The sequence below is a fragment of the Stenotrophomonas sp. YJH_SMC_6 genome (genome assembly GCF_059371335.1).
The window spans coordinates 117,395-135,137 of sequence record NZ_JCAFUM010000001.1 but is presented as its reverse complement, the minus strand read 5'-3'; the positions used below and the strand labels follow the sequence as shown (position 1 = coordinate 135,137).

Sequence of the window (17,743 nt, the reverse complement as noted above, 5' to 3'; positions counted from 1 at the left end):
GGATTTCTCCGGAGGGTTGCCGGCCAGAATCCCGTTGGGGTCAGAGCCCTTTCCTGCGGAAAGGGATCCGCCCCCTCAGGCGATGCCCAACCCCGGAATCGCGCTGATGCTGTCCGGGTCGAATCCGGCCAGCTCGGCGAAATGACGGCCACGCGCCACGTAATCGCGGTACGCACCAAAGCTCGGCGCACCCGGAGACAGCAGCACCACCCCGCCCTGCGCACCCAGCGCGGCGCGTGCCAACGCCATCGCTTCGGGCAGGTCACAGGCCGCATGCAGACCGAAGCGACCGGCATCGGCCAGCGGCTGCAGCATGGCGTGGATGCGCGGGCCGTTGCTGCCCATGGTCACGATCTCCACCGGCGGCACGTCGTGCGCCATGTGCTGCATGAAATCGGTCCAGTCCAGGCCACGGTCGTGCCCGCCCACCAGCAGCGCGATGCGCTGGCCGGCGAAGCACTCCAGCGCAGCCAGGCTGGCATGCGGCGTGGTGCTGATCGAATCGTTGACGTAGGTCAGGCCATCGGCCACGCCGATGCGCTGCAGGCGGTTGGGCAGCGGACGGAAGTCCTGCACCGCCGGCGCAAGCGCCGCGGCATCCAGCCCCAGCGCTTCCAGCGCGGCCAGCACCGCACACAGGTTGCCACGGTTGTGGCGGCCCGGCAGCGGCGTGTTGCGGGTATCAAACACGGCCTGCTCACCGCGATGCACGATGTCGCCGCGCATGTGCCAGCCCTGCAGCTGGTTGAACCAGACCACTTCGCTGTCGGGCAGCGACAGCGCGGCCAGGTGCGGATCGGCGGCATTGAGCACGGCGATGCGCGGTGCGGCTTCAGTCACCAGCCGCAGTTTGTCGTCGATGTAACGCTGTTCGCTGCCGTGCCAGTCCAGGTGTTCCGGGAACAGGTTCAGCACCACCGCCACCTGCGGGCGGGCGCCACTGCGTGCCACTTCGCCGGTCTGGTAGCTGGACAGTTCCACCGCCCAGTACTCAGGCGCGGGCTGCGGGTCCAGCACTTCCAGCAGCGGCAGGCCGATGTTGCCGACCAGGCCGGTACGGTGGCCGGCGGCACGCAGCAGGTGCGCGACCAGCGCGGTGGTGGTGCTCTTGCCCTTGGTACCGGTCACGCACACGGTGTCGTGCACGATGCCATCGTCGGCCGCGTGTTCGGCGAACCACAGCGCGGTGCCACCAATGAAGCGGGTGCCCTGCCCTTCCGCCGCCAACGCGATTGGCTGGTAGGGGCTGATGCCGGGAGACTTGATCACCACGTCAAACGCGGCCAGCGCTTCAGCGGAAGGCTCACCACGCACGTCCAGCACGCCCTGCGTTTCCGCACGCGCGGCCTCGACTTCGGCCGCCGGGCAGAACAGGCTCAGCGGCAGCGAGGGCAGGCGCTCACGCAGCACCGCAAACGCGGCGCGGCCCTCACGGCCCCAGCCCCACAGCGCAACGCGCTTTCCTTCAAGCTTCGAAATCTTCACGCACCCGTTCCCACAGCGCAGCCGGAACGCGGTGCTCGCCCTGCAGCTGCAGCAGCGGTGCCAGTTCCAGTTCGGCGGCATCCAGCTGCGGCTGGATCTCGTTGCAGAAGCGCTTCACCAGCACGTCTTCCTTCCACTCCGGGCGTTGCGCCAGGGTCGCCATCGCCGCACGCGATTCGCGGCCTTCGCCCACGCACTCGAACGGCTTGTGGTCCTGGAATTCCAGCAGCGCATCGAAGCCACCGGCCTGCTCGGCATCATCCAGCAGGTTGCGGCCGAAGATGCGCACCAGGCGCGTCTTGGGCATGAACGGGGCCAGTGCCAGGAACACGAAATGGCACTTCGGGCAGACGCCGCACCAGCGGTTCACCGGGCGCTCGCCGAGGATGTGGAAGTTGCGGTTGCAGCTGGAGAAATGCGCGTCGTAGAAGTCACTCTTGGCGAACTGGCGGGCCACCGCCAGCTCGGACATCGGGCGCAGCAGCGAGTAGTACTGCAGGTCCGCCGCCACGTGCTTCTGCACATGGCTGCCGAACGCCTGCTCGCAGGCCCAGCCCTTGGACCACTGATGATTCACTTCGCCGGTGCCTGGAATCTGGCTGCCGTAGCTGGCCGAGCGCTCGTTGGAGAACACCACCTGGTCCACGCCGTGCAGCAACGCGGCCAGCACCATGATCGCCGAGTTCACCACCGTCACCGGGATATGGCCGTTCCATGCGCCCTGGCGATTCAACTCGAACAGTTCAGGTGCCAGCGTGCGGCCCAGGTTCAATGTCGGCAGGCCGGTGCGCTCGGCGCACGCACGGATCAGCTGCGAGCCACCGATCCAGGTCACGGTCTCGTCCACGCCGGCAAGGCGCAGCGCTTCGATGCTGACCAGCGAATCCTTGCCGCCGCCGATGGCCACCAGCGCGTGCGGCTGCAGGCCCAGCGACGGCGCCTGCACGGCCTCGCCCTGCACCGGCAACCGGAAGCGGCCGCGCAGGTTCAGGCCATTGCGGTAGGCGAATTCGCCCAGGCCGTTGAGGTAAATGGTCTCCACCAGTGCGGCGGTATCGGCATCGATGCTGTAGCTGTCGATGCTGACCGTCTCCGGCACGCCCGCCTTGTAGTAGCTGACACCGGCGATCAGGTGCAGCAGCTGCAGCGCACGCTGCACGGCGGCGGCACGCGCCTCGTCCAGCACGAAAGGGGCGCCCGGCACGGTGATGGTTTCCACCATCTCCGGGCCGTCATCAAAGGCATAGACCAGCTTGGCCACGCCGGTCTCTGCGGCGAATTCGCAGCGGACGAAGCGGAAGCGGGAAACCTGGTGTTTGTCGAAAGCAGTCATGGTGTATCCGGTCAGGCACGGGCCCGCGCGATGGCGCGCGGCGTGTCGGTGGGCGGGTGCAGGGCGCGCGCGGCGATCATTCGATCACGTCTTCGCGCGGCAGCATCCGCTGGTTGTAGGTGTTGGCCATCGAATAGCCGTAGGCGCCGGCATCGGCGATCAGCATCACGTCGTCCGGCGCAGTCGACACCGGCAGCTTGCGGCGCTTGCCGAACACATCGCTGGATTCGCAGATCGGGCCGACCACATCGAACGCCGCCTCGGCATACCCACCCTGGCGGCTGAGGTTCTCGATGTCGTGCCAGGCGTCGTACAGGGCCGGGCGCATCAGTGCGTTCATGCCGGCATCCAGGCCGACGCGGCGCACGCCGTCCTTTTCCACCACCTGGGTGGCGTGGGTCAGCAGCACGCCGGATTCGGCCACCAGGTAGCGGCCCGGCTCGATCGCCAGGCGGAATGCCGGATGCAGCGCCTTGACCTCGGCCAGGCCCTCGGCCCAGGCATCCAGGTCGAACGGCTCGTCCTCGGCGGAATACGGAATCGGCAGGCCGCCGCCGATGTCGATGGTCTGCACGCTGCCGATGCGGCGGGCGAAACCTGCCAGCTCATCGCACATCAGGCGCCAGTGCTGCGCGGTCTCCACGCCGCTGCCGAGGTGCGCGTGCAGGCCGACCACGCGGCTGCCCAGATCGGTGGCTGCGCGCACGAACTCATCGACACGGGCGATCGGCAGGCCGAACTTGGAGTCCTTGCCACCGGTACGGACCTTGGCGTGGTGGCCTTCGCCACGGCCCAGGTCGACGCGCAGCCACAGCTCGCGGTTGCGGAACAGGTCCGGCCAGCGCTGCAGTGCCTCGACGTTGTCGACCGTCACCGTCACGCCCAGCGCGAATGCGGCTTCGTACTCGCTGCGCGGGCAGAAGCTGGGAGTGAACAGCACGCGCTTGGGCGACAGTTCCGGCAGGTGCTGGAACACATGCTTCAGTTCGCCATGCGACACGCACTCCAGGCCGAAGCCTTCGGCTTCCAGCAGCTGCAGGATGGCGGGGTGGCTGTTGGCCTTGATCGCGTAGTAGCGCTGGTCGATCGGCTTGATCGCGGCCAGCGCGCGGGCGCGGGCGCGCACCGTCGGCAGATGGTAGACGTAGCGCGGCGTACCGGCATCGGCCAGCTGCAGCAGGTGCGCACGCTGGCCCCGCCACCACGGCGTGCCACGCGGGCGCACGGTGCCGGCGATCTCGCGCCAGCGCGGGCCGAACACTTCGGTCTCTTCCACCGGCATCGCGCCGCTGTCGATCAGCTCGGCGTGCAGCACCGGCAGCAGGCCATCGGCATCGGCCTCGTCGATGACGAAGGTCAGGTTCAGGTCGTTGGACGACTGCGAGATCATGTGCACGCGCTCGCGGCCGAAGGTGGCCCACACGTCCGACAGCTTGTGCAGCAGCGAACGCATGCCACGGCCAACCAGGGTGATCGCCGCGCACGGCACGATCACCTTCACCTTGCAGATCTGCGACAGGTCGGCCGACAGCGCGGCCAGCACATCGGTATTGACCAGGTTCTCGGACGGATCCAGCGACACGGTGACGTTGGTTTCGGCCGAACCGATCAGGTCCACCGACAGGCCGTGCTTCTTGAACAGATTGAACACATCGGCCAGGAAGCCGACCTGCTGCCACATGCCGATGCCTTCCATCGACACCAGCACGATGCCGTTGCGGCGGCTGATCGCCTTCACCCCTGGTACCGGCGCGGCGCTGCCGTCGATGCTGGTGCCGGGCAGTTCCGGGCGCTCGGTATCGAGGATGGCCATCGGTACGCCGGCATCGCGGCACGGCTTGATCGAGCGCGGGTGCAGCACCTTGGCGCCGGTGGTGGCGATTTCCTGCGCCTCGTAATAGTCCAGGCGGGTCAGCAGGCGCGCGTCCGGCACATCCTTCGGGTTGGCACTGAACATGCCCGGCACATCGGTCCAGATCTCCACGCGGCTGGCACCCAGCAACGCGCCGAAGTACGCCGCCGAGGTATCCGAGCCGCCGCGGCCGAGGATGGCGGTACCGCCATCGGCATGCCGCGAGATGAAGCCCTGGGTGATCAGCAGGCGGGTCGGCTGCGCACGGAAGCGCTGCATCCATTCCGCGTCGGCACGCCACTGGCAGTTCACCGACAGGCGCTGCGACCAGTCGCTCTGGTTCGGCTGCGGCGGCATCGCGTCCAGCCACTGGCGGGCATCCATCCAGCCCATGTCCAGGCCCGAAGCGCGCAGGTAGGCCGCACCCAGGGTGGAGGACAGCAGCTCGCCCTGGCCCAGCACTTCGGCCTGCCAGTCGAGCGGACGGGTGGCTGCACGCGCGTCGTCGAGCAGGCCCTGCAGCGCGGCGAGGCGATCGGCCAGCACCTCGCGGCCCAGGCCGAGTTCAACCAGGAAGGCCTCGTGGCGTTCGACCAGCGCCGCCACGCGGTCCCGGCTGTCGGGCGCGCCATCGGCGATCGCGGTCAGTTCGTTGGTGACCCCGGACAGCGCCGACACCACCACCAGCACGCGCGAGCCGGTCTCTTCCGCGCGTTTTTTCGCCAGCTTCCCGATCGTGTCCCAGCGGTGACGACGCGACACCGAGGTGCCGCCGAACTTCAGTACGATCCAACGATCGACAAGGGGGGAAGCTGACATGGATTGGCTATGTAGAATGTGGGGAAGCCGCCCTCGGGGGCGGAACCTTTGATTCTAAGCGCAATATCCCCGTAGATGGCCGTCCTCCGTTACCTGCAGCTCGATGTCTTCGCCCCCCGCCCCGGCACCGGCAACCCGCTGGGCGTCATCCTGGACGCCGACGGGCTCTCCAGCAGCCAGATGCAGGCCCTGGCCGCCTGGCTGAACCTGTCCGAGACGGTGTTCTTCCTGCGCCCCAGCACGCCGGGCGCCGACTACCACATCCGCATCTTCACCCCGTCCCGCGAGCTGGCCTTCGCCGGCCACCCCAGCGTCGGCGCCGCCTGGGCGGCGGTGACCTGCGGCCTGGCGCACCCGCACGACCGTGCCCTGCTGCAGCAATGCGCGGCGGGGTTGCTGCCGGTACGGGTGAGCGGCCCGGCCGAGGCACTGCAGATCCAGCTGGCCAGCCCACCGGCGCGGCGGCTGGACACAGCGGCCGACGGAGCGCCCGAAGCGCTGCTGGCGCTGGCCGACAGCGGGCACGTGCCCGAACTGTGGGACAACGGCGCACGCTGGTGGCTGTTGCCGCTGCGCGATGCCGCCGCCGTACGCAACCTTGTGCCGGACATGGCCACGCTGGCCGACTGGAGCCTCGCCACCGACGCGACCGGTGTGGCCGTGTTCGCCGACGAGGCCGGCGACGACCATACCCGGGTGGTGCGCGCCTTCTGCCCCGCTGATGCGGCCGCCGTGCCCGAGGATCCAGTGACCGGCAGCGCCAATGCGCTGATCGGTGCCTGGCTGCGCCAGCGCAATGCCCTGCCCGGCCGCGAGGGCCGCTACGTCGCCAGCCAGGGCCGCGAAGTCGGCCGCGATGGTCGCGTACAGGTCGAGGTTGATGCGCAGGGCACGGTGTGGATCGGCGGCCAGGTGCAGTGCGTGATCGACGGCAGCATCCGCTGGTAGCCCACGGAGAAAAGGGGACGGAGGGAATTAAGTCGCTTATGGCACATGAGGCAAAAGCGACTTAATTCCCTCCGTCCCCTTTTTGGTGCCCCGCGCTACGCTATGCGGCCTGTTTACTGGAGTGCCGCCTGATGACCACCCGCCGTTTCCTGCAGCTGGACGTGTTCTCCCCGCGCGCCGGCGCTGGCAATCCGCTGGCCGTGGTACTCGATGCCGAGGGCCTGGACGACGCCAGCATGCAGGCCATCGCGCGCTGGACGCGCCTGCCCGAAACCACCTTCGTGTTCCCGCCGCAGGTGCCGGGCGCCAGCTATCGATTGCGCATGTTCAGCCCGCAGAAGGAAGTTCCGTTCGCGGGCCACCCCAGCGTCGGCACCGCGCATGCGGTGCTGCAGGCGGGCCTGGCCGCAGTGGTCGACGGTGTGCTGGTGCAGGACGGCATTGCCGGTGCCCTGCCGCTGCGCGTCAGCGGTGAGGGTACGCAGCAGCGCATCGCCATCCGCACCCCGCGCGCGCAGCTGGCCGAAACCGCTGAGGCCACCGATCCGCGCCTGCAGGCCGCGCTGAAGGACTGGCCGCTGGGCACACTGCCGCCGGCACGCATGCAGGGCGGCCGCAGCTGGTGGGTGGTGCAGGTGGCCGACGAGGCCGCATTGCGCGCGCTGCAGCCAGACTGGGATGCAGTGGCCGCACTGGCTGAATCCACCGACAGCATGGGCGTGTTCGCCTATGCCTTCAGCGATGGCAGCGAGGGTTTCGACCTGGCCGTACGTGCCTTCGTCGGCAATGGACGCCGCTTCGAGGACGCCGCCTCGGGTGCGGCCAATGCGGTGCTGGCCGCGTGGCTGGACCTGCGTGACGCGCTGCCGCGTGGACGGACGCCGTTTGAAGTCAGCCAGGGCCGCGAAGTCGGCCACGACGCGCGCCTGACCCTGCTGGTCGACCAGGACGGCGAGGTCTGGTCGGGCGGCCAGGTGCAGACGGTGATCAGCGGCACCATCGATTGGTAAACACCATCGAGGTGGAGCCGAAGGCAGCGGCAGGAGCCACTGCCAACGTCGGACGCGACGGCCCGGAGGGTGGCGGCCAGGAAGGCCGCCATAACGCTGGCCGGCTGTCACCTGGACCTCGACATCATGCGGTTGTCGGCCAGCGGCCGGCACTACCCTCAGCCCAGCTCGGCTTCCAGGCTGATCGGCACCGCGCTCAGCGCCTTGGACACCGGGCAGTTCTGCTTGGCGTCATCGGCAATCGCACGGAACTGCGTCGCATCGATACCCGGCACCACTGCCTTCACCTTCAGCCGGATCTGCGACAGCTGCGGGCCGCCCTCCAATGACAGATCGACCTTGGCTTCGGTATCCAGCGAGGTCGGGGTAAAGCCGGCTTCGCCGAGCTTGGCCGACAGCGCCATGGTGAAGCAACCGGCGTGCGCAGCAGCGATGAGCTCTTCCGGGTTGGTGCCCTTTTCGTCGCCGAAACGGCTGTTGAAGCCGTAGCGTGTCTTGTCCAGCAGCCCGCTCTGCGGCGTGCTCAGCTGCCCCTTGCCCGACTTCAGATCGCCTTCCCAGTGCGCGGTGGCGTGTCGCGAGATTCCCATGTGCTGCTCCTGCGTGACGGTGATGAACGGTCACCCTCGCACGGGAGGCGTTAGCCCTGCGTCGCTCCGCCGCACGCCGCAGGTCGCCTTCCGAACCCGGCGCGTGGACACTTTCTCACCAGCCGGAAACGCATTTTTCTCTTGTTTTCAGTGGTTTCGCGCATTCCGCTGATGGGCGGGCGTGGGCCGTAGCGTGCGTTGCCACACCCCCGTCCCCCACGGCGCGCCATGTACTGAATCGGCCTGGATATGAAAAAACATGCACTTTCCGCGCTTCGGGCTATTGGCGGCGCCCAAGAGTTGCCCTACATTGCGCTTGCCGACGGGGTTCGGCGCCGACCAAACAACCAACCGTTCACGGAACAGGAAACCATGGCAAAGACCGCTAAGAAGGCTGCCCCGAAGAAGGCAGTGAAGAAAGTCGCGACGAAGGCAGCCGCCAAGCCGGCCGCTCCGAAGCCGATCAAGGAAGTGCTGACCAAGTCCGGCCTGGTTGCACACATCGCTGAAGCCTCCGGCGTCGTCGCCAAGGACGTCCGCGCTGTGCTGGCCTCGCTGGAAAGCGCCGTTGCCTCCTCGGTGCACAAGAAGGGCGCTGGCTCCTTCACCCTGCCGGGCCTGCTGAAGATCACCACCGTCAATGTGCCGGCCAAGCCGAAGCGCAAGGGCATCAACCCGTTCACCAAGGAAGAGCAGTGGTTCGCTGCCAAGCCGGCCACCACCAAGCTGAAGGTGCGTCCGCTGAAGAAGCTGAAGGACGCCGCGCTGTAAGGGCGCGCCCCAACGCGGATTCCGACGGGACGGCTCTGGCCGTCCCGTTTTCTTTTGCACGTTCCCGGCAGCAGGTCCACGCCACGCGTGGATGCGCCGCCCCGGGGCATCCGCAACACAGCGTTGCCGCATACTGGAAAATCCCCGTTCAAGCCCGTCGCCATTAGCCAGGCGCGGCCTGGGCAGGCCCTGGAACGTACCGGGTGGAACACTGCGTGCAGCCCCGGCCATCGCCGCCGGGCACGGCCTTGCCTAAGGTGGGCACATCCTCCACAGCTACGGCGAGCATCCCCTCATGGCCAGCCCCTCCACCCGCTACCGGATCTCGGTGACCCCCATCGAAAAGGACGGGTTGCAGTGCACCGGGCGCTGCACCATCGAACTGGAGCATCGCGCCAGCCGCGACCTGATGCGCCTGCTGGAAGCGGCGCCACGCACCGCTGGCATCAGCGGTGATGAACGCGCGACCCTGGTGATCGCCACCCAGCTGCTGCGCGACATCGTGCAGCGCCACGCAGAGACCGATGGACATGCGTTGGCCGCCATCGCCGGGCAGGTGCTGCCGGCACTGGATGCGCTGGAGCAGTTGCCCTCCTCCCGCTGATTCCCGCGCAGCCGATACACTGTCTCCCCCACATCGCCTCGGGGAGGAGGCATGCGCAGGACGCTTTTCCTGATCGTGCCCCTGGCGCTGCTCGGCTGCTCCAGGCCTGCGGCAGCGCCTGATGTTGCGCCAGCGCCGGCTGTCGCCAGCGCCGGAACGCAGGGCATTACCAGCACCGAAGCGGCGTCCCTGCAGACACCGGCGATCGATCCGCTGTTCGCTGCGGTCGCTGCCGACGCCCAACCACCATCGGTGATGCTCAACCGCTACGTGATCGCGCTGCTCAACCGCAACCGCAGCGCCAGCGACGCGGCATGGGCGATTCCACCGGCCGACCCGCACCGCGCAGATGACGCTGCCATACGCCAGCTGCAGGGCGCGCGTACGCTGCGGCTGGACAGCGAGCCCCCGGTGGCACGCGACGGCCAGCATCCTCCCAAGCTGCTGGAGGTGCCGGTGCGGATCCGCGCGGTCACCACGCAAGGCACCTTCCGCTTCGGCGGTTGGTACCGCGTGCAGCCCAGTGCTGATGGCCGCGGCTGGCAGATCCAATCGGCGCAACTGCGGCCAACGCTGGACTGAACCGTTGCAGCGGCATGCACGCGCGATTCAGCCGTCCCGGCTACTCTTTCCTCCATCCTTTCCCAGTCCAGCGGTCACCGCCATGCGCCTGCGTTCCCTGATGACCCGCGTCGCCGCCTCCACCGTGCTGATCGCCGCCGCGATTGGCGCGCAGGCCGCCCCATCCATTTCCGGCCGCGAACTGTCGGTCGGCGCCAGCGATGTGCAGCAGTATCTCGATGGCAGCTTCCCGCGCACCCAGGACGCGTTGGGTGGACTGATCGCCCTCACCATGAGCCACCCCCAGCTGAGCCTCCCGGCCGGCGAGCGCTTGAACCTTGGCATGGACGTGGCACTGGCCACTGCCGGTGGCAATCCGGCCAAACTGGGTACGGTGAAGCTCAGCAGCGGCCTGCGCTACGACGCGCAGACCCAGGGATTCCACCTGCAGCAGCCGAGCGTGGATGACTTCACACCGGCCAACCAGGGCGGTCGTCTCGACTCCCGTACCCGTGGCCTGCTAAACGCCTGGCTGAGCGACTACGCCCAGCGGGAGCCGATCTACAAGCTGGACCCGGCCGTGGCCGGCGTGCTTGGCGCGCTGCAGGTGCAATCGGCACAGGTGAAGAACGGCAAGCTGGTGGTCACCTTCAACCAGAACCTGGGCAACCTGGTGCCGGCAGGCGTGCTGGGCAAGTAAGGTGGTGCCGGCCAGCGGCCGGCACTACCGGCAGCGCATCAGGCGGCGAGTGCCTTGACCACCGCCTCACTGAAGGCTGGGATGTCGTCCGGCTTGCGGCTGGTGATCACGTTGCCGTCGACCACGACCTCGGCATCGCGCCAGTTCGCCCCCGCATTGGTCAGATCCTGCTGGAGGGACGGCCAGGACGTCAGCTCGCGGCCATCGGCGAGGCCACTGTTGATCAGCAGCCACGGGCCATGGCAGATCGCCGCCACAGGCTTGCCGGCTTCGTCTACTGCGCGGACGAAGCCGAGTACAGCCTCGTCGGTACGCAGCGTGTCCGGATTGATGACCCCTCCCGGCAGCACCAGGGCATCGAAGCTGGCCGGATCGGCCTCATCCAGCGGAATATCCACTGCAACGGCGTCGCCCCAGTTCTTCTCTTTCCAGCCCTTGATCGTCGCCTCCTTTGCAGGCGACACGACGCTGACGCGCGCGCCTTCGGCTTCCAGCAGACGCTTGGGTTCGGTCAGTTCGGACTGTTCAAAGCCGTGGGTGGCAAGGATGGCAATCTGCTTGCCCTTCAATCGTTCTGCCATGGGTGCACTCCGGTTGGGGGTGCCGACAGAATGGAAGAACGGCCCTTGCACGGCGGTGACCCTGCCGTGCACGGCAGGTGGAGAGCCTCCGGGTGGTGCCGGCCGCTGGCCGGCACCTGGATTGCGCCTTGCCGGCCAGCGGCCGGCACTACGCGGTACCGGTCAGCGCTTGGGCTGCAGCATGGTGCCGGTGCACTTGGGCGAGCCGCAGCGGCACTCCCAGATCTTCTTCAGCTTGGCGGTGTGACGCTCGGCCAGGGTGATGCCGTAGTTGTAGGTCAGCTCTTCGCCGGCCTTGATGTCACGCAGCGCCTCGATGAACACCTTGTCGCCACGGCTGTCACCGTCCTCGTCTTCCTCGATCACCGCCTCGCAGTTCGGATCGCAGCTGTGGTTGATCCAGCGCGCATCGTTGCCCTTGTAGTTGGCATCGATCACCCAGTCATCGTTGAGGGTGAACAGGAAGGTATGGCCGCTTTCAACGTCGCCGCTGTCATCGGCATCAACGTCGCCGTGGCTGCGCAGCAGGCCCTTGTACTGGATCACGCGCTCGCCCTGCTTGATCGGGGCCACGGCGAACACGCCGTTGCCATGGATGGCGGACTTGCGGGCTTGGATCTTCTTCGGCATCGGCACGGGCTGTTTGCAGCGGATGGAACCGGGATTCTCGCCCATTCCGGGTGATTGCGAAAATCACCCCGTTGGCGCAGCATGGCGCCCCGGCGGTGGCCCCGGTGCGTCGTCCCGGTCCGTCCCAGCGCCGGCTGAATGCCCGGGTTGGATGCCGGCGAATAAAAGCGTACAATTTCAGTCCGCTTTAAGAACCGCTCGCATTCCCATGTTGCGTGTCACCAAGCTCACCGATTACGCCACCGTGGTGCTGACCGTGCTTGCCGCCCGTCCGGGCGAGGTGCTCAGTGCCACTGAGCTGGCCGAATTCACCGGCCTAGAGCCGCCCACCGTCAGCAAGGTGCTCAAGCCGCTGGCGCAGGCCGGCCTGGTCGAAGGCCTGCGCGGTGTCCGTGGCGGCTACCGCCTGACCCGCCCGGCCATCGAGATCTCGCTGTTCGAAGTGGTCGAAGCGATGGAAGGGCCATTGGCCCTGACCGAATGCAGCCACGACCACCACCAGTGCGGCATGGCGCCCAAGTGCGGCGCGCGCAGCAGCTGGCGGCTGATCAACGACGTGGTCTCCGAGGCCCTGCGCGATGTCACCCTCGCCCAGATCCTGCCCCCTCTTCCCCTTGCCGATGACGAACAGCGCCGCACCATCGCTGTCGACGTCGTCTCCTGATCCACAGGCAGCCCCCCATGGCCACCGAAAGCATCGAAAACGTCGCCCACGACGACACCCCCAACCGCGAGATCCACGAGCAGCTCGGCCGCAAGTATTCGGCCGGCTTCATCACCGAGATCGAATCGGACTCCCTGCCGCCGGGCCTGGACGAGGACACCATCCGTGCCCTGTCGGCCAAGAAGGACGAGCCGGAGTGGATGACGCAGTGGCGCCTGGACGCCTACCGCCACTTCCTGACCATGCCGATGCCGGACTGGGCCAAGCTGGAGATCGCGCCGATCGACCTGCAGGCGCTCAGCTACTACTCCGCGCCCAAGGGCCCGAAGTACGCCTCGCTGGATGACGTGCCAAAGGAACTGCTCGACACCTACGACAAGCTCGGCGTGCCGCTGCACGAGCGTGCCAAGCTGGCAGGCGTGGCGGTGGACGCGGTGTTCGACTCGGTGTCCGTCGGTACCACGTTCCGCAAGGAACTGGCCGAGAAGGGCATCATCTTCTGCTCGATGTCCGAGGCCATCAAGGAACATCCGGAACTGGTCCGCCAGTACCTGGGCACCGTGGTGCCGGTAGGCGACAACTACTTCGCCGCGCTCAATTCGGCGGTGTTCTCCGATGGCAGCTTCGTGTTCATTCCCAAGGGCGTGCGTTGCCCTATGGAACTGAGCACCTACTTCCGCATCAATGCCGGCCACACCGGCCAGTTCGAGCGCACCCTGATCGTGTGCGAGGACAAGGCCTACGTGTCCTACCTGGAAGGCTGCACCGCACCGATGCGCGACGAGAACCAGCTGCACGCAGCGGTGGTCGAGCTGGTCGCGCTGGAAGACGCGGAGATCAAGTACTCCACCGTGCAGAACTGGTACCCGGGCGACGAAAACGGCGTCGGCGGCATCTACAACTTCGTCACCAAGCGTGCCGAATGCCGTGGCGCGCGCAGCAAGGTCACCTGGACCCAGGTCGAAACCGGTTCGGCGATCACCTGGAAGTACCCGTCCTGCGTGCTGCTCGGCGACGACTCGGTCGGTGAGTTCCACTCCGTGGCGCTGACCCATCACCGCCAGCAGGCCGACACCGGCACCAAGATGATCCACGTCGGCAAGCGCACCAAGAGCAAGATCGTCAGCAAGGGCATCAGTGCCGGCCGTGGCCAGAACACCTACCGCGGCCTGGTGCGGGTGGACCGCAACGCCGATGGCGCGCGCAACTACACCCAGTGCGATTCGCTGCTGATCGGCAAGCAGTGCGGCGCGCACACCTTCCCCTACATCGAGGTGAAGAACCCGGGCGCCACCGTCGAACACGAGGCCACCACCTCGAAGATTTCCGACGACCAGCTGTTCTACTGCCGCGCCCGTGGCATCAGCCAGGAAGACGCGGTGTCGATGATCGTCGACGGCTTCTGCAAGCAGGTGTTCCGCGAACTGCCGATGGAGTTCGCGGTGGAGGCCAAGAAGCTGCTGGAAGTCTCGCTGGAAGGAAGCGTCGGATGATGCGTACGTCTTTGCCCGCACTGTTGCTGCTGGGCCTTTCGCCCTGGGCCCTGGCCAACGCGTCCTGCACCCCCGAAGACCTGGTGGGTGCCACCCCGGTCAGATTGCCCGCCAGCACGGTCATCTCCGCGCCGAAAGAATTTTCGATAGTGCTGACAACGGGGCAGGACGGCAGCTTCGGCGCGATCCGGGCTCGCCTGAGCTCGGGCAACCGTGAGCTGGATCGCGCCGCTGCCGAATCCATCCGACAGGCCTCCCTCGCAGTCTCCTGCCTGCAAGAACCCGGTGAAGAGATCATCGTGGTTTTCTCCGCCCTCCCCGCTCAACCTGGGCAGCCCGGCAACGGCACGGTGCAGATCGTCCGCATCGCCCCCGCAGCCCCGAAACCTACCAAGCCATGACCATGCTGAAGATCGAAAACCTCCACGCCCGCATCGGCGACAAGGAAATCCTCAAGGGCCTGTCGCTGGATGTTAAGCCCGGCCAGGTGCACGCCATCATGGACCCCAACGGCGCCGGCAAGTCCACCCTGGGCAATGTCCTGGCCGGCCGTGACGGCTATGAAGTGACCGAAGGCAGCGTGCAGTTCGACGGCAGCGACCTGCTCGACCAGGACCCGGAAGCGCGCGCCGCCGCCGGCCTGTTCCTGGCGTTCCAGTACCCGGTGGAAATCCCGGGTGTGAACAACACCTACTTCCTGCGCGCCGCGCTGAACGCGCAGCGCAAGGCGCGTGGCGAGGACGAACTGGACTCCATGCAGTTCCTCAAGCTGGTGCGCCAGAAGCTGGCCGTGCTGCACCTGAAGGACGAGCTGCTGCACCGTGGCGTCAACGAAGGCTTCTCCGGTGGCGAAAAGAAGCGCAACGAGATCTTCCAGCTGGCCGTGCTCGAGCCGAAGCTGGCGATCCTGGACGAAACCGATTCGGGCCTGGACATCGACGCGCTGAAGAGCGTGGCCGACGGCGTCAACGCGCTGCGCGGCGCCGACCGTTCGTTCCTGGTCATCACCCACTACCAGCGCCTGCTGGACTACATCAAGCCGGACGTGGTGCACGTGCTGGCCGATGGCCGCATCGTCAAGACCGGTGGCCCGGAACTGGCGCTGGAACTGGAAGCGCACGGCTACGATTTCCTCAAGGATCGCGTGGTGCGCGAGGCGGCGGTCTGATGAGCGCCCTGCTCGACTCCATGGCCCAGGCCTTCTGCGGCAGCGACGCGCGCCGCGAAGTGCTGGACGCGGCCCTGCGTGACGGCCTGCCGGCCGCGCGCAACGAAGCCTGGAAGTACACCTCGCTGCGCCAGCTGGAACGCCGTGCGTTCGCGGCTGCACCGCTGCAGGGCCCGGCGCTGGACGCCGCGCTGCTGGAGGACATCCCGGCACCGCGCCTGGTGTTCGTCAACGGCCGCCTGGATGCCGTGCTGAGCGATGTGCAGAGCCTGCCGGCCGGCGTGCAGCTGCAGCCGCTGTCGGCCGCACTGGCCTCCGGCGAAGACGCCGTGCGTTTCCTTGGCCGCCGCTACGAGCGCAGCGAAGAGATCTTCGCCCGCCTGAATGCCGCGCTGGCCGATGAAGGCGTGGTGATGCGCGTGGAAGAAGGCGTGCAGGTGGAAGCGCCGCTACAGCTGGTGTTCGCCAGCGTCGCCGGCGATACCGACCTGGCCTGGCACCACCGCCACCTGATCGACCTGCGTGCCGGCGCCAGCCTGGGCGTGGTCGAGCACCGCCTCAGCGTCGGCGATTCGGCGCACCTGGACAACACCGTGCTGCACGCCCATGTAGCCCGCGATGCCGTGCTCAAGCACGCCCGCGTGCAGGCCGGCAGCGCGCGCCAGACCAGCTTCCTGCGTACCGACGCGGTGCTGGCCCGCGACGCGCAGTACCACCGCGTCGACCTGGAACTGGGCGCAGCACTCAGCCGCCACGAACTGAACGTGCGCCTGGAAGGCGACAATGCCCAGCTGACCGCCAACGGCGTGCTGCTCGGCAATGGCCGCCGCCACGTCGAGACCCGCCTGGGCATCGACCACATCGCGCGCGATACGAGTTGCGAGCTGCTGTGGCGTGGCGTTGCCGCCAACCGCAGCCGCGTGGTGTTCCATGGTGGCATCCAGATCCGCGAAGGCGCCGACGGCACCGATGCGAACCTGTCCAACAAGAACCTGCTGCTGTCGACCGACGCCGAGATCGATACCCAGCCGACGCTGGTCATCGACGCCGATGAAGTGAAGGCCGCGCATGGCGCCACCGTCGGCCAGCTCGATGCCAACGCGCTGTTCTACCTGCGCTCGCGCGGCCTGCCGCAGGCACAGGCGCAGGCACTGCTGAGCGCCGCGTTCTGCCACGAGCCGCTGAAGATCCTGCCGGAAGCCCTGCGCGAGCAGCTGGCACGCCGTTTGGACAAGGCCCTGGCCGAGGCGGGTGTGGCATGAACCTGTCCACCCCGCGCCCGATCGAAGAACGCACCGGCGCGCCCGATTGGGAGCGCGTCCGCCTCGACTTCCCGCTGCTGATGCGTGAAGTGCACGGCAAGCCGCTGGTCTATTTCGACAATGCCAACACCGGCCAGAAGCCGGTGCAGGTGATCGGCGCGGTGGACGAGTTCTACCGCCGTTACAACGCCAACGTCAGCCGCGCGGTGCATGCACTGGGCAGCGAAGCCACCGACGCCTACGAAGGCGCGCGCAACACGCTGGCGCGCTTCCTCAACGTGCGCCCCAGCGACCTGGTGCTGTGCAGCGGCACTACCTTCGCCATCAACCTGGTGGCGTATTCGTGGGCCCTGCCGCGGTTGAAGGCCGGCGACGTGATCCTGATCACGCGCATGGAACACCACGCCAACATCGTGCCGTGGCAGCTGGTCGCACAGCGTACCGGCGCCACCATCCGCGTGGCCGAGATCACGCCTGACGGCGCACTCGATCTGGATGCGCTGCGCGCGGCAATGACCCCGGAGGTCAAGCTGCTGGCGGTCACCCACGTGTCCAACGTGCTGGGCACGGTCAACCCGGTGCGCGAGATCTGCCGTGAAGCGCGCAAGCGCGGCATCATCACCGTGGTTGATGGCTCGCAGGCCGTGCCGCACCGCAAGGTCGACGTGGCCGCGATCGGCTGTGACTTCTACGCCATCACCGGCCACAAAATGTGTGGTCCGACCGGCACCGGTGCGCTGTGGGCCCGCCGCGAGCACCTGGACGCGATGCCGCCGTTCCTTGGCGGCGGAGAGATGATCAAGGAAGTCAGCTTCGGCGGCACCGTGTTCAACGATGCCCCGCACAAGTTCGAAGCCGGCACCCCGAACATCGCCGGCTTCATCGGCCTGGGCGTGGCCGCCGACTACCTGCAGCAGCTTGGCCAGGAGAACGTGGAAGCACGCGAGGCTGAACTGCTGGCGCATTTCACCGAAGAGCTGCGCCGCGTCGACGGTCTGCGCATCATCGGCGAAGCACCGGAGAAGGCCGCCGTGGTCTCGTTCCTGATCGACGGCGCGCATGCCCACGACCTGGCAACCCTGCTCGACCTGGAAGGCGTGGCCGTGCGGTCAGGCCAGCACTGCGCGCACCCGCTGCTGCAGTACTTCGGCGTGGCGGCAACCTGCCGTGCCTCGCTGGCGTTCTACAACACGCACGCCGAGATCGAGCGGTTCATGACCGCGCTGACCAAGGTACGCAAGCTACTGGGCTGAGCCCGGCAGACGGGGTCAG

18 protein-coding genes are annotated in these 17,743 nt (G+C 67.5%); 12 read left to right on the top strand and 6 right to left on the bottom strand.

Annotated features, from left to right (window positions below):
- Window positions 1-75 precede the first annotated feature (75 nt).
- The 3 genes from murD to AC5P9N_RS00735 form a co-directional block, all read right to left on the bottom strand.
- A complete protein-coding gene (gene murD / locus AC5P9N_RS00745; RefSeq protein ID WP_099484959.1) occupies window positions 76-1,485 on the bottom strand; it encodes a UDP-N-acetylmuramoyl-L-alanine--D-glutamate ligase in 1,410 nt (469 codons plus the stop codon).
- Window positions 1,466-2,818 (bottom strand): UDP-N-acetyl-alpha-D-muramoyl-L-alanyl-L-glutamate epimerase, encoded by a 1,353-nt coding sequence (murL, locus tag AC5P9N_RS00740; RefSeq protein ID WP_087802997.1) that lies wholly within the window; start codon window positions 2,816-2,818, stop codon window positions 1,466-1,468. Before murL ends, murD begins: the two co-directional genes overlap by 20 nt.
- Window positions 2,819-2,894: 76 nt before the next feature.
- Complete coding sequence (locus AC5P9N_RS00735; RefSeq protein WP_099484958.1) at window positions 2,895-5,489, bottom strand: bifunctional aspartate kinase/diaminopimelate decarboxylase; 2,595 nt, start codon at window positions 5,487-5,489, stop codon at window positions 2,895-2,897.
- Between the two features lie 75 nt (window positions 5,490-5,564).
- Here AC5P9N_RS00735 and AC5P9N_RS00730 point away from each other — a divergent pair, with 75 nt between their 5' ends.
- Both AC5P9N_RS00730 and AC5P9N_RS00725 read left to right on the top strand, forming a co-directional pair.
- Complete coding sequence (locus AC5P9N_RS00730) at window positions 5,565-6,437, top strand: PhzF family phenazine biosynthesis protein (RefSeq protein ID WP_099484957.1); 873 nt, start codon at window positions 5,565-5,567, stop codon at window positions 6,435-6,437.
- Between the two features lie 131 nt (window positions 6,438-6,568).
- On the top strand, window positions 6,569-7,447 hold the full coding sequence (locus AC5P9N_RS00725; RefSeq protein ID WP_005412535.1) for a PhzF family phenazine biosynthesis protein: 879 nt from the start codon (window positions 6,569-6,571) through the stop codon (window positions 7,445-7,447).
- Between the two features lie 158 nt (window positions 7,448-7,605).
- Here AC5P9N_RS00725 and AC5P9N_RS00720 read toward each other — a convergent pair whose 3' ends face one another.
- Window positions 7,606-8,037: an OsmC family protein gene (locus AC5P9N_RS00720; RefSeq protein ID WP_005408443.1), complete on the bottom strand. Its 432-nt coding sequence runs from the start codon at window positions 8,035-8,037 to the stop codon at window positions 7,606-7,608.
- 372 nt (window positions 8,038-8,409) lie between these two features.
- Here AC5P9N_RS00720 and AC5P9N_RS00715 point away from each other — a divergent pair, with 372 nt between their 5' ends.
- The 4 genes from AC5P9N_RS00715 to AC5P9N_RS00700 all read left to right on the top strand — a co-directional run bounded on the left by AC5P9N_RS00715 (window position 8,410) and on the right by AC5P9N_RS00700 (window position 10,673).
- Complete coding sequence (locus AC5P9N_RS00715) at window positions 8,410-8,808, top strand: HU family DNA-binding protein (protein WP_005408442.1); 399 nt, start codon at window positions 8,410-8,412, stop codon at window positions 8,806-8,808.
- A gap of 295 nt (window positions 8,809-9,103) precedes the next feature.
- On the top strand, window positions 9,104-9,412 hold the full coding sequence (locus tag AC5P9N_RS00710; protein WP_005408441.1) for a DUF3861 family protein: 309 nt from the start codon (window positions 9,104-9,106) through the stop codon (window positions 9,410-9,412).
- Window positions 9,413-9,463: 51 nt separating this feature from the next.
- The gene (locus tag AC5P9N_RS00705) at window positions 9,464-9,994 is read left to right on the top strand and encodes a hypothetical protein (protein ID WP_099484956.1); all 531 of its coding nucleotides are present in this window, start codon (window positions 9,464-9,466) and stop codon (window positions 9,992-9,994) included.
- Window positions 9,995-10,076: 82 nt separating this feature from the next.
- Window positions 10,077-10,673, top strand: coding sequence for a YceB family lipoprotein (locus AC5P9N_RS00700; protein ID WP_049430438.1), 597 nt, complete (start codon window positions 10,077-10,079; stop codon window positions 10,671-10,673).
- A gap of 38 nt (window positions 10,674-10,711) precedes the next feature.
- Here AC5P9N_RS00700 and AC5P9N_RS00695 read toward each other — a convergent pair whose 3' ends face one another.
- Together AC5P9N_RS00695 and AC5P9N_RS00690 are read right to left on the bottom strand one after the other, a co-directional pair.
- Window positions 10,712-11,254, bottom strand: a complete 543-nt coding sequence (locus AC5P9N_RS00695; protein ID WP_024956948.1) for a type 1 glutamine amidotransferase domain-containing protein — start codon at window positions 11,252-11,254, stop codon at window positions 10,712-10,714.
- A 162-nt stretch (window positions 11,255-11,416) separates the two neighbouring features.
- Entirely contained in the window at window positions 11,417-11,884 is a 468-nt protein-coding gene (locus tag AC5P9N_RS00690; RefSeq protein ID WP_012479369.1) for an SET domain-containing protein, read from the bottom strand.
- Between the two features lie 208 nt (window positions 11,885-12,092).
- Here AC5P9N_RS00690 and AC5P9N_RS00685 point away from each other — a divergent pair, with 208 nt between their 5' ends.
- The 6 genes from AC5P9N_RS00685 to AC5P9N_RS00660 are packed head-to-tail and all read left to right on the top strand — an operon-like array spanning window position 12,093 to window position 17,724.
- Window positions 12,093-12,548: an SUF system Fe-S cluster assembly regulator gene (locus AC5P9N_RS00685; protein ID WP_005408436.1), complete on the top strand. Its 456-nt coding sequence runs from the start codon at window positions 12,093-12,095 to the stop codon at window positions 12,546-12,548.
- Window positions 12,549-12,565: 17 nt separating this feature from the next.
- Window positions 12,566-14,041, top strand: a complete 1,476-nt coding sequence (gene sufB, locus AC5P9N_RS00680) for a Fe-S cluster assembly protein SufB (RefSeq protein WP_099484955.1) — start codon at window positions 12,566-12,568, stop codon at window positions 14,039-14,041.
- Complete coding sequence (locus AC5P9N_RS00675; protein ID WP_005408434.1) at window positions 14,038-14,442, top strand: hypothetical protein; 405 nt, start codon at window positions 14,038-14,040, stop codon at window positions 14,440-14,442. The genes sufB and AC5P9N_RS00675 overlap by 4 nt, the downstream gene beginning before the upstream one ends.
- Before the next feature lie 2 nt (window positions 14,443-14,444).
- Entirely contained in the window at window positions 14,445-15,209 is a 765-nt protein-coding gene (sufC, locus tag AC5P9N_RS00670; RefSeq protein WP_495223800.1) for a Fe-S cluster assembly ATPase SufC, read from the top strand.
- The gene (sufD, locus tag AC5P9N_RS00665) at window positions 15,209-16,471 is read left to right on the top strand and encodes a Fe-S cluster assembly protein SufD (RefSeq protein WP_099484953.1); all 1,263 of its coding nucleotides are present in this window, start codon (window positions 15,209-15,211) and stop codon (window positions 16,469-16,471) included. Before sufC ends, sufD begins: the two co-directional genes overlap by 1 nt.
- Window positions 16,468-17,724, top strand: coding sequence for a cysteine desulfurase (locus AC5P9N_RS00660; RefSeq protein ID WP_099484952.1), 1,257 nt, complete (start codon window positions 16,468-16,470; stop codon window positions 17,722-17,724). The genes sufD and AC5P9N_RS00660 overlap by 4 nt, the downstream gene beginning before the upstream one ends.
- Window positions 17,725-17,743 lie beyond the last annotated feature (19 nt).

Excerpts from the sequence above, each read along its gene's own strand:
- AC5P9N_RS00700 (WP_049430438.1), top strand. The coding sequence starts at position 10,077 with ATGCGCCTGCGTTCCCTGATGACCCGCGTCGCCGCCTCCACCGTGCTG.
- AC5P9N_RS00730 (WP_099484957.1), top strand. The coding sequence starts at position 5,565 with ATGGCCGTCCTCCGTTACCTGCAGCTCGATGTCTTCGCCCCCCGCCCC.
- AC5P9N_RS00685 (WP_005408436.1), top strand. The coding sequence starts at position 12,093 with ATGTTGCGTGTCACCAAGCTCACCGATTACGCCACCGTGGTGCTGACC.
- AC5P9N_RS00675 (WP_005408434.1), top strand. The coding sequence starts at position 14,038 with ATGATGCGTACGTCTTTGCCCGCACTGTTGCTGCTGGGCCTTTCGCCC.
- murL (WP_087802997.1), bottom strand. The coding sequence starts at position 2,818 with ATGACTGCTTTCGACAAACACCAGGTTTCCCGCTTCCGCTTCGTCCGC.
- AC5P9N_RS00695 (WP_024956948.1), bottom strand. The coding sequence starts at position 11,254 with ATGGCAGAACGATTGAAGGGCAAGCAGATTGCCATCCTTGCCACCCAC.
- AC5P9N_RS00725 (WP_005412535.1), top strand. The coding sequence starts at position 6,569 with ATGACCACCCGCCGTTTCCTGCAGCTGGACGTGTTCTCCCCGCGCGCC.
- AC5P9N_RS00715 (WP_005408442.1), top strand. The coding sequence starts at position 8,410 with ATGGCAAAGACCGCTAAGAAGGCTGCCCCGAAGAAGGCAGTGAAGAAA.
- sufD (WP_099484953.1), top strand. The coding sequence starts at position 15,209 with ATGAGCGCCCTGCTCGACTCCATGGCCCAGGCCTTCTGCGGCAGCGAC.
- AC5P9N_RS00720 (WP_005408443.1), bottom strand. The coding sequence starts at position 8,037 with ATGGGAATCTCGCGACACGCCACCGCGCACTGGGAAGGCGATCTGAAG.
- sufC (WP_495223800.1), top strand. The coding sequence starts at position 14,445 with ATGCTGAAGATCGAAAACCTCCACGCCCGCATCGGCGACAAGGAAATC.
- AC5P9N_RS00705 (WP_099484956.1), top strand. The coding sequence starts at position 9,464 with ATGCGCAGGACGCTTTTCCTGATCGTGCCCCTGGCGCTGCTCGGCTGC.
- AC5P9N_RS00690 (WP_012479369.1), bottom strand. The coding sequence starts at position 11,884 with ATGCCGAAGAAGATCCAAGCCCGCAAGTCCGCCATCCATGGCAACGGC.
- AC5P9N_RS00660 (WP_099484952.1), top strand. The coding sequence starts at position 16,468 with ATGAACCTGTCCACCCCGCGCCCGATCGAAGAACGCACCGGCGCGCCC.
- AC5P9N_RS00735 (WP_099484958.1), bottom strand. The coding sequence starts at position 5,489 with ATGTCAGCTTCCCCCCTTGTCGATCGTTGGATCGTACTGAAGTTCGGC.
- AC5P9N_RS00710 (WP_005408441.1), top strand. The coding sequence starts at position 9,104 with ATGGCCAGCCCCTCCACCCGCTACCGGATCTCGGTGACCCCCATCGAA.
- sufB (WP_099484955.1), top strand. The coding sequence starts at position 12,566 with ATGGCCACCGAAAGCATCGAAAACGTCGCCCACGACGACACCCCCAAC.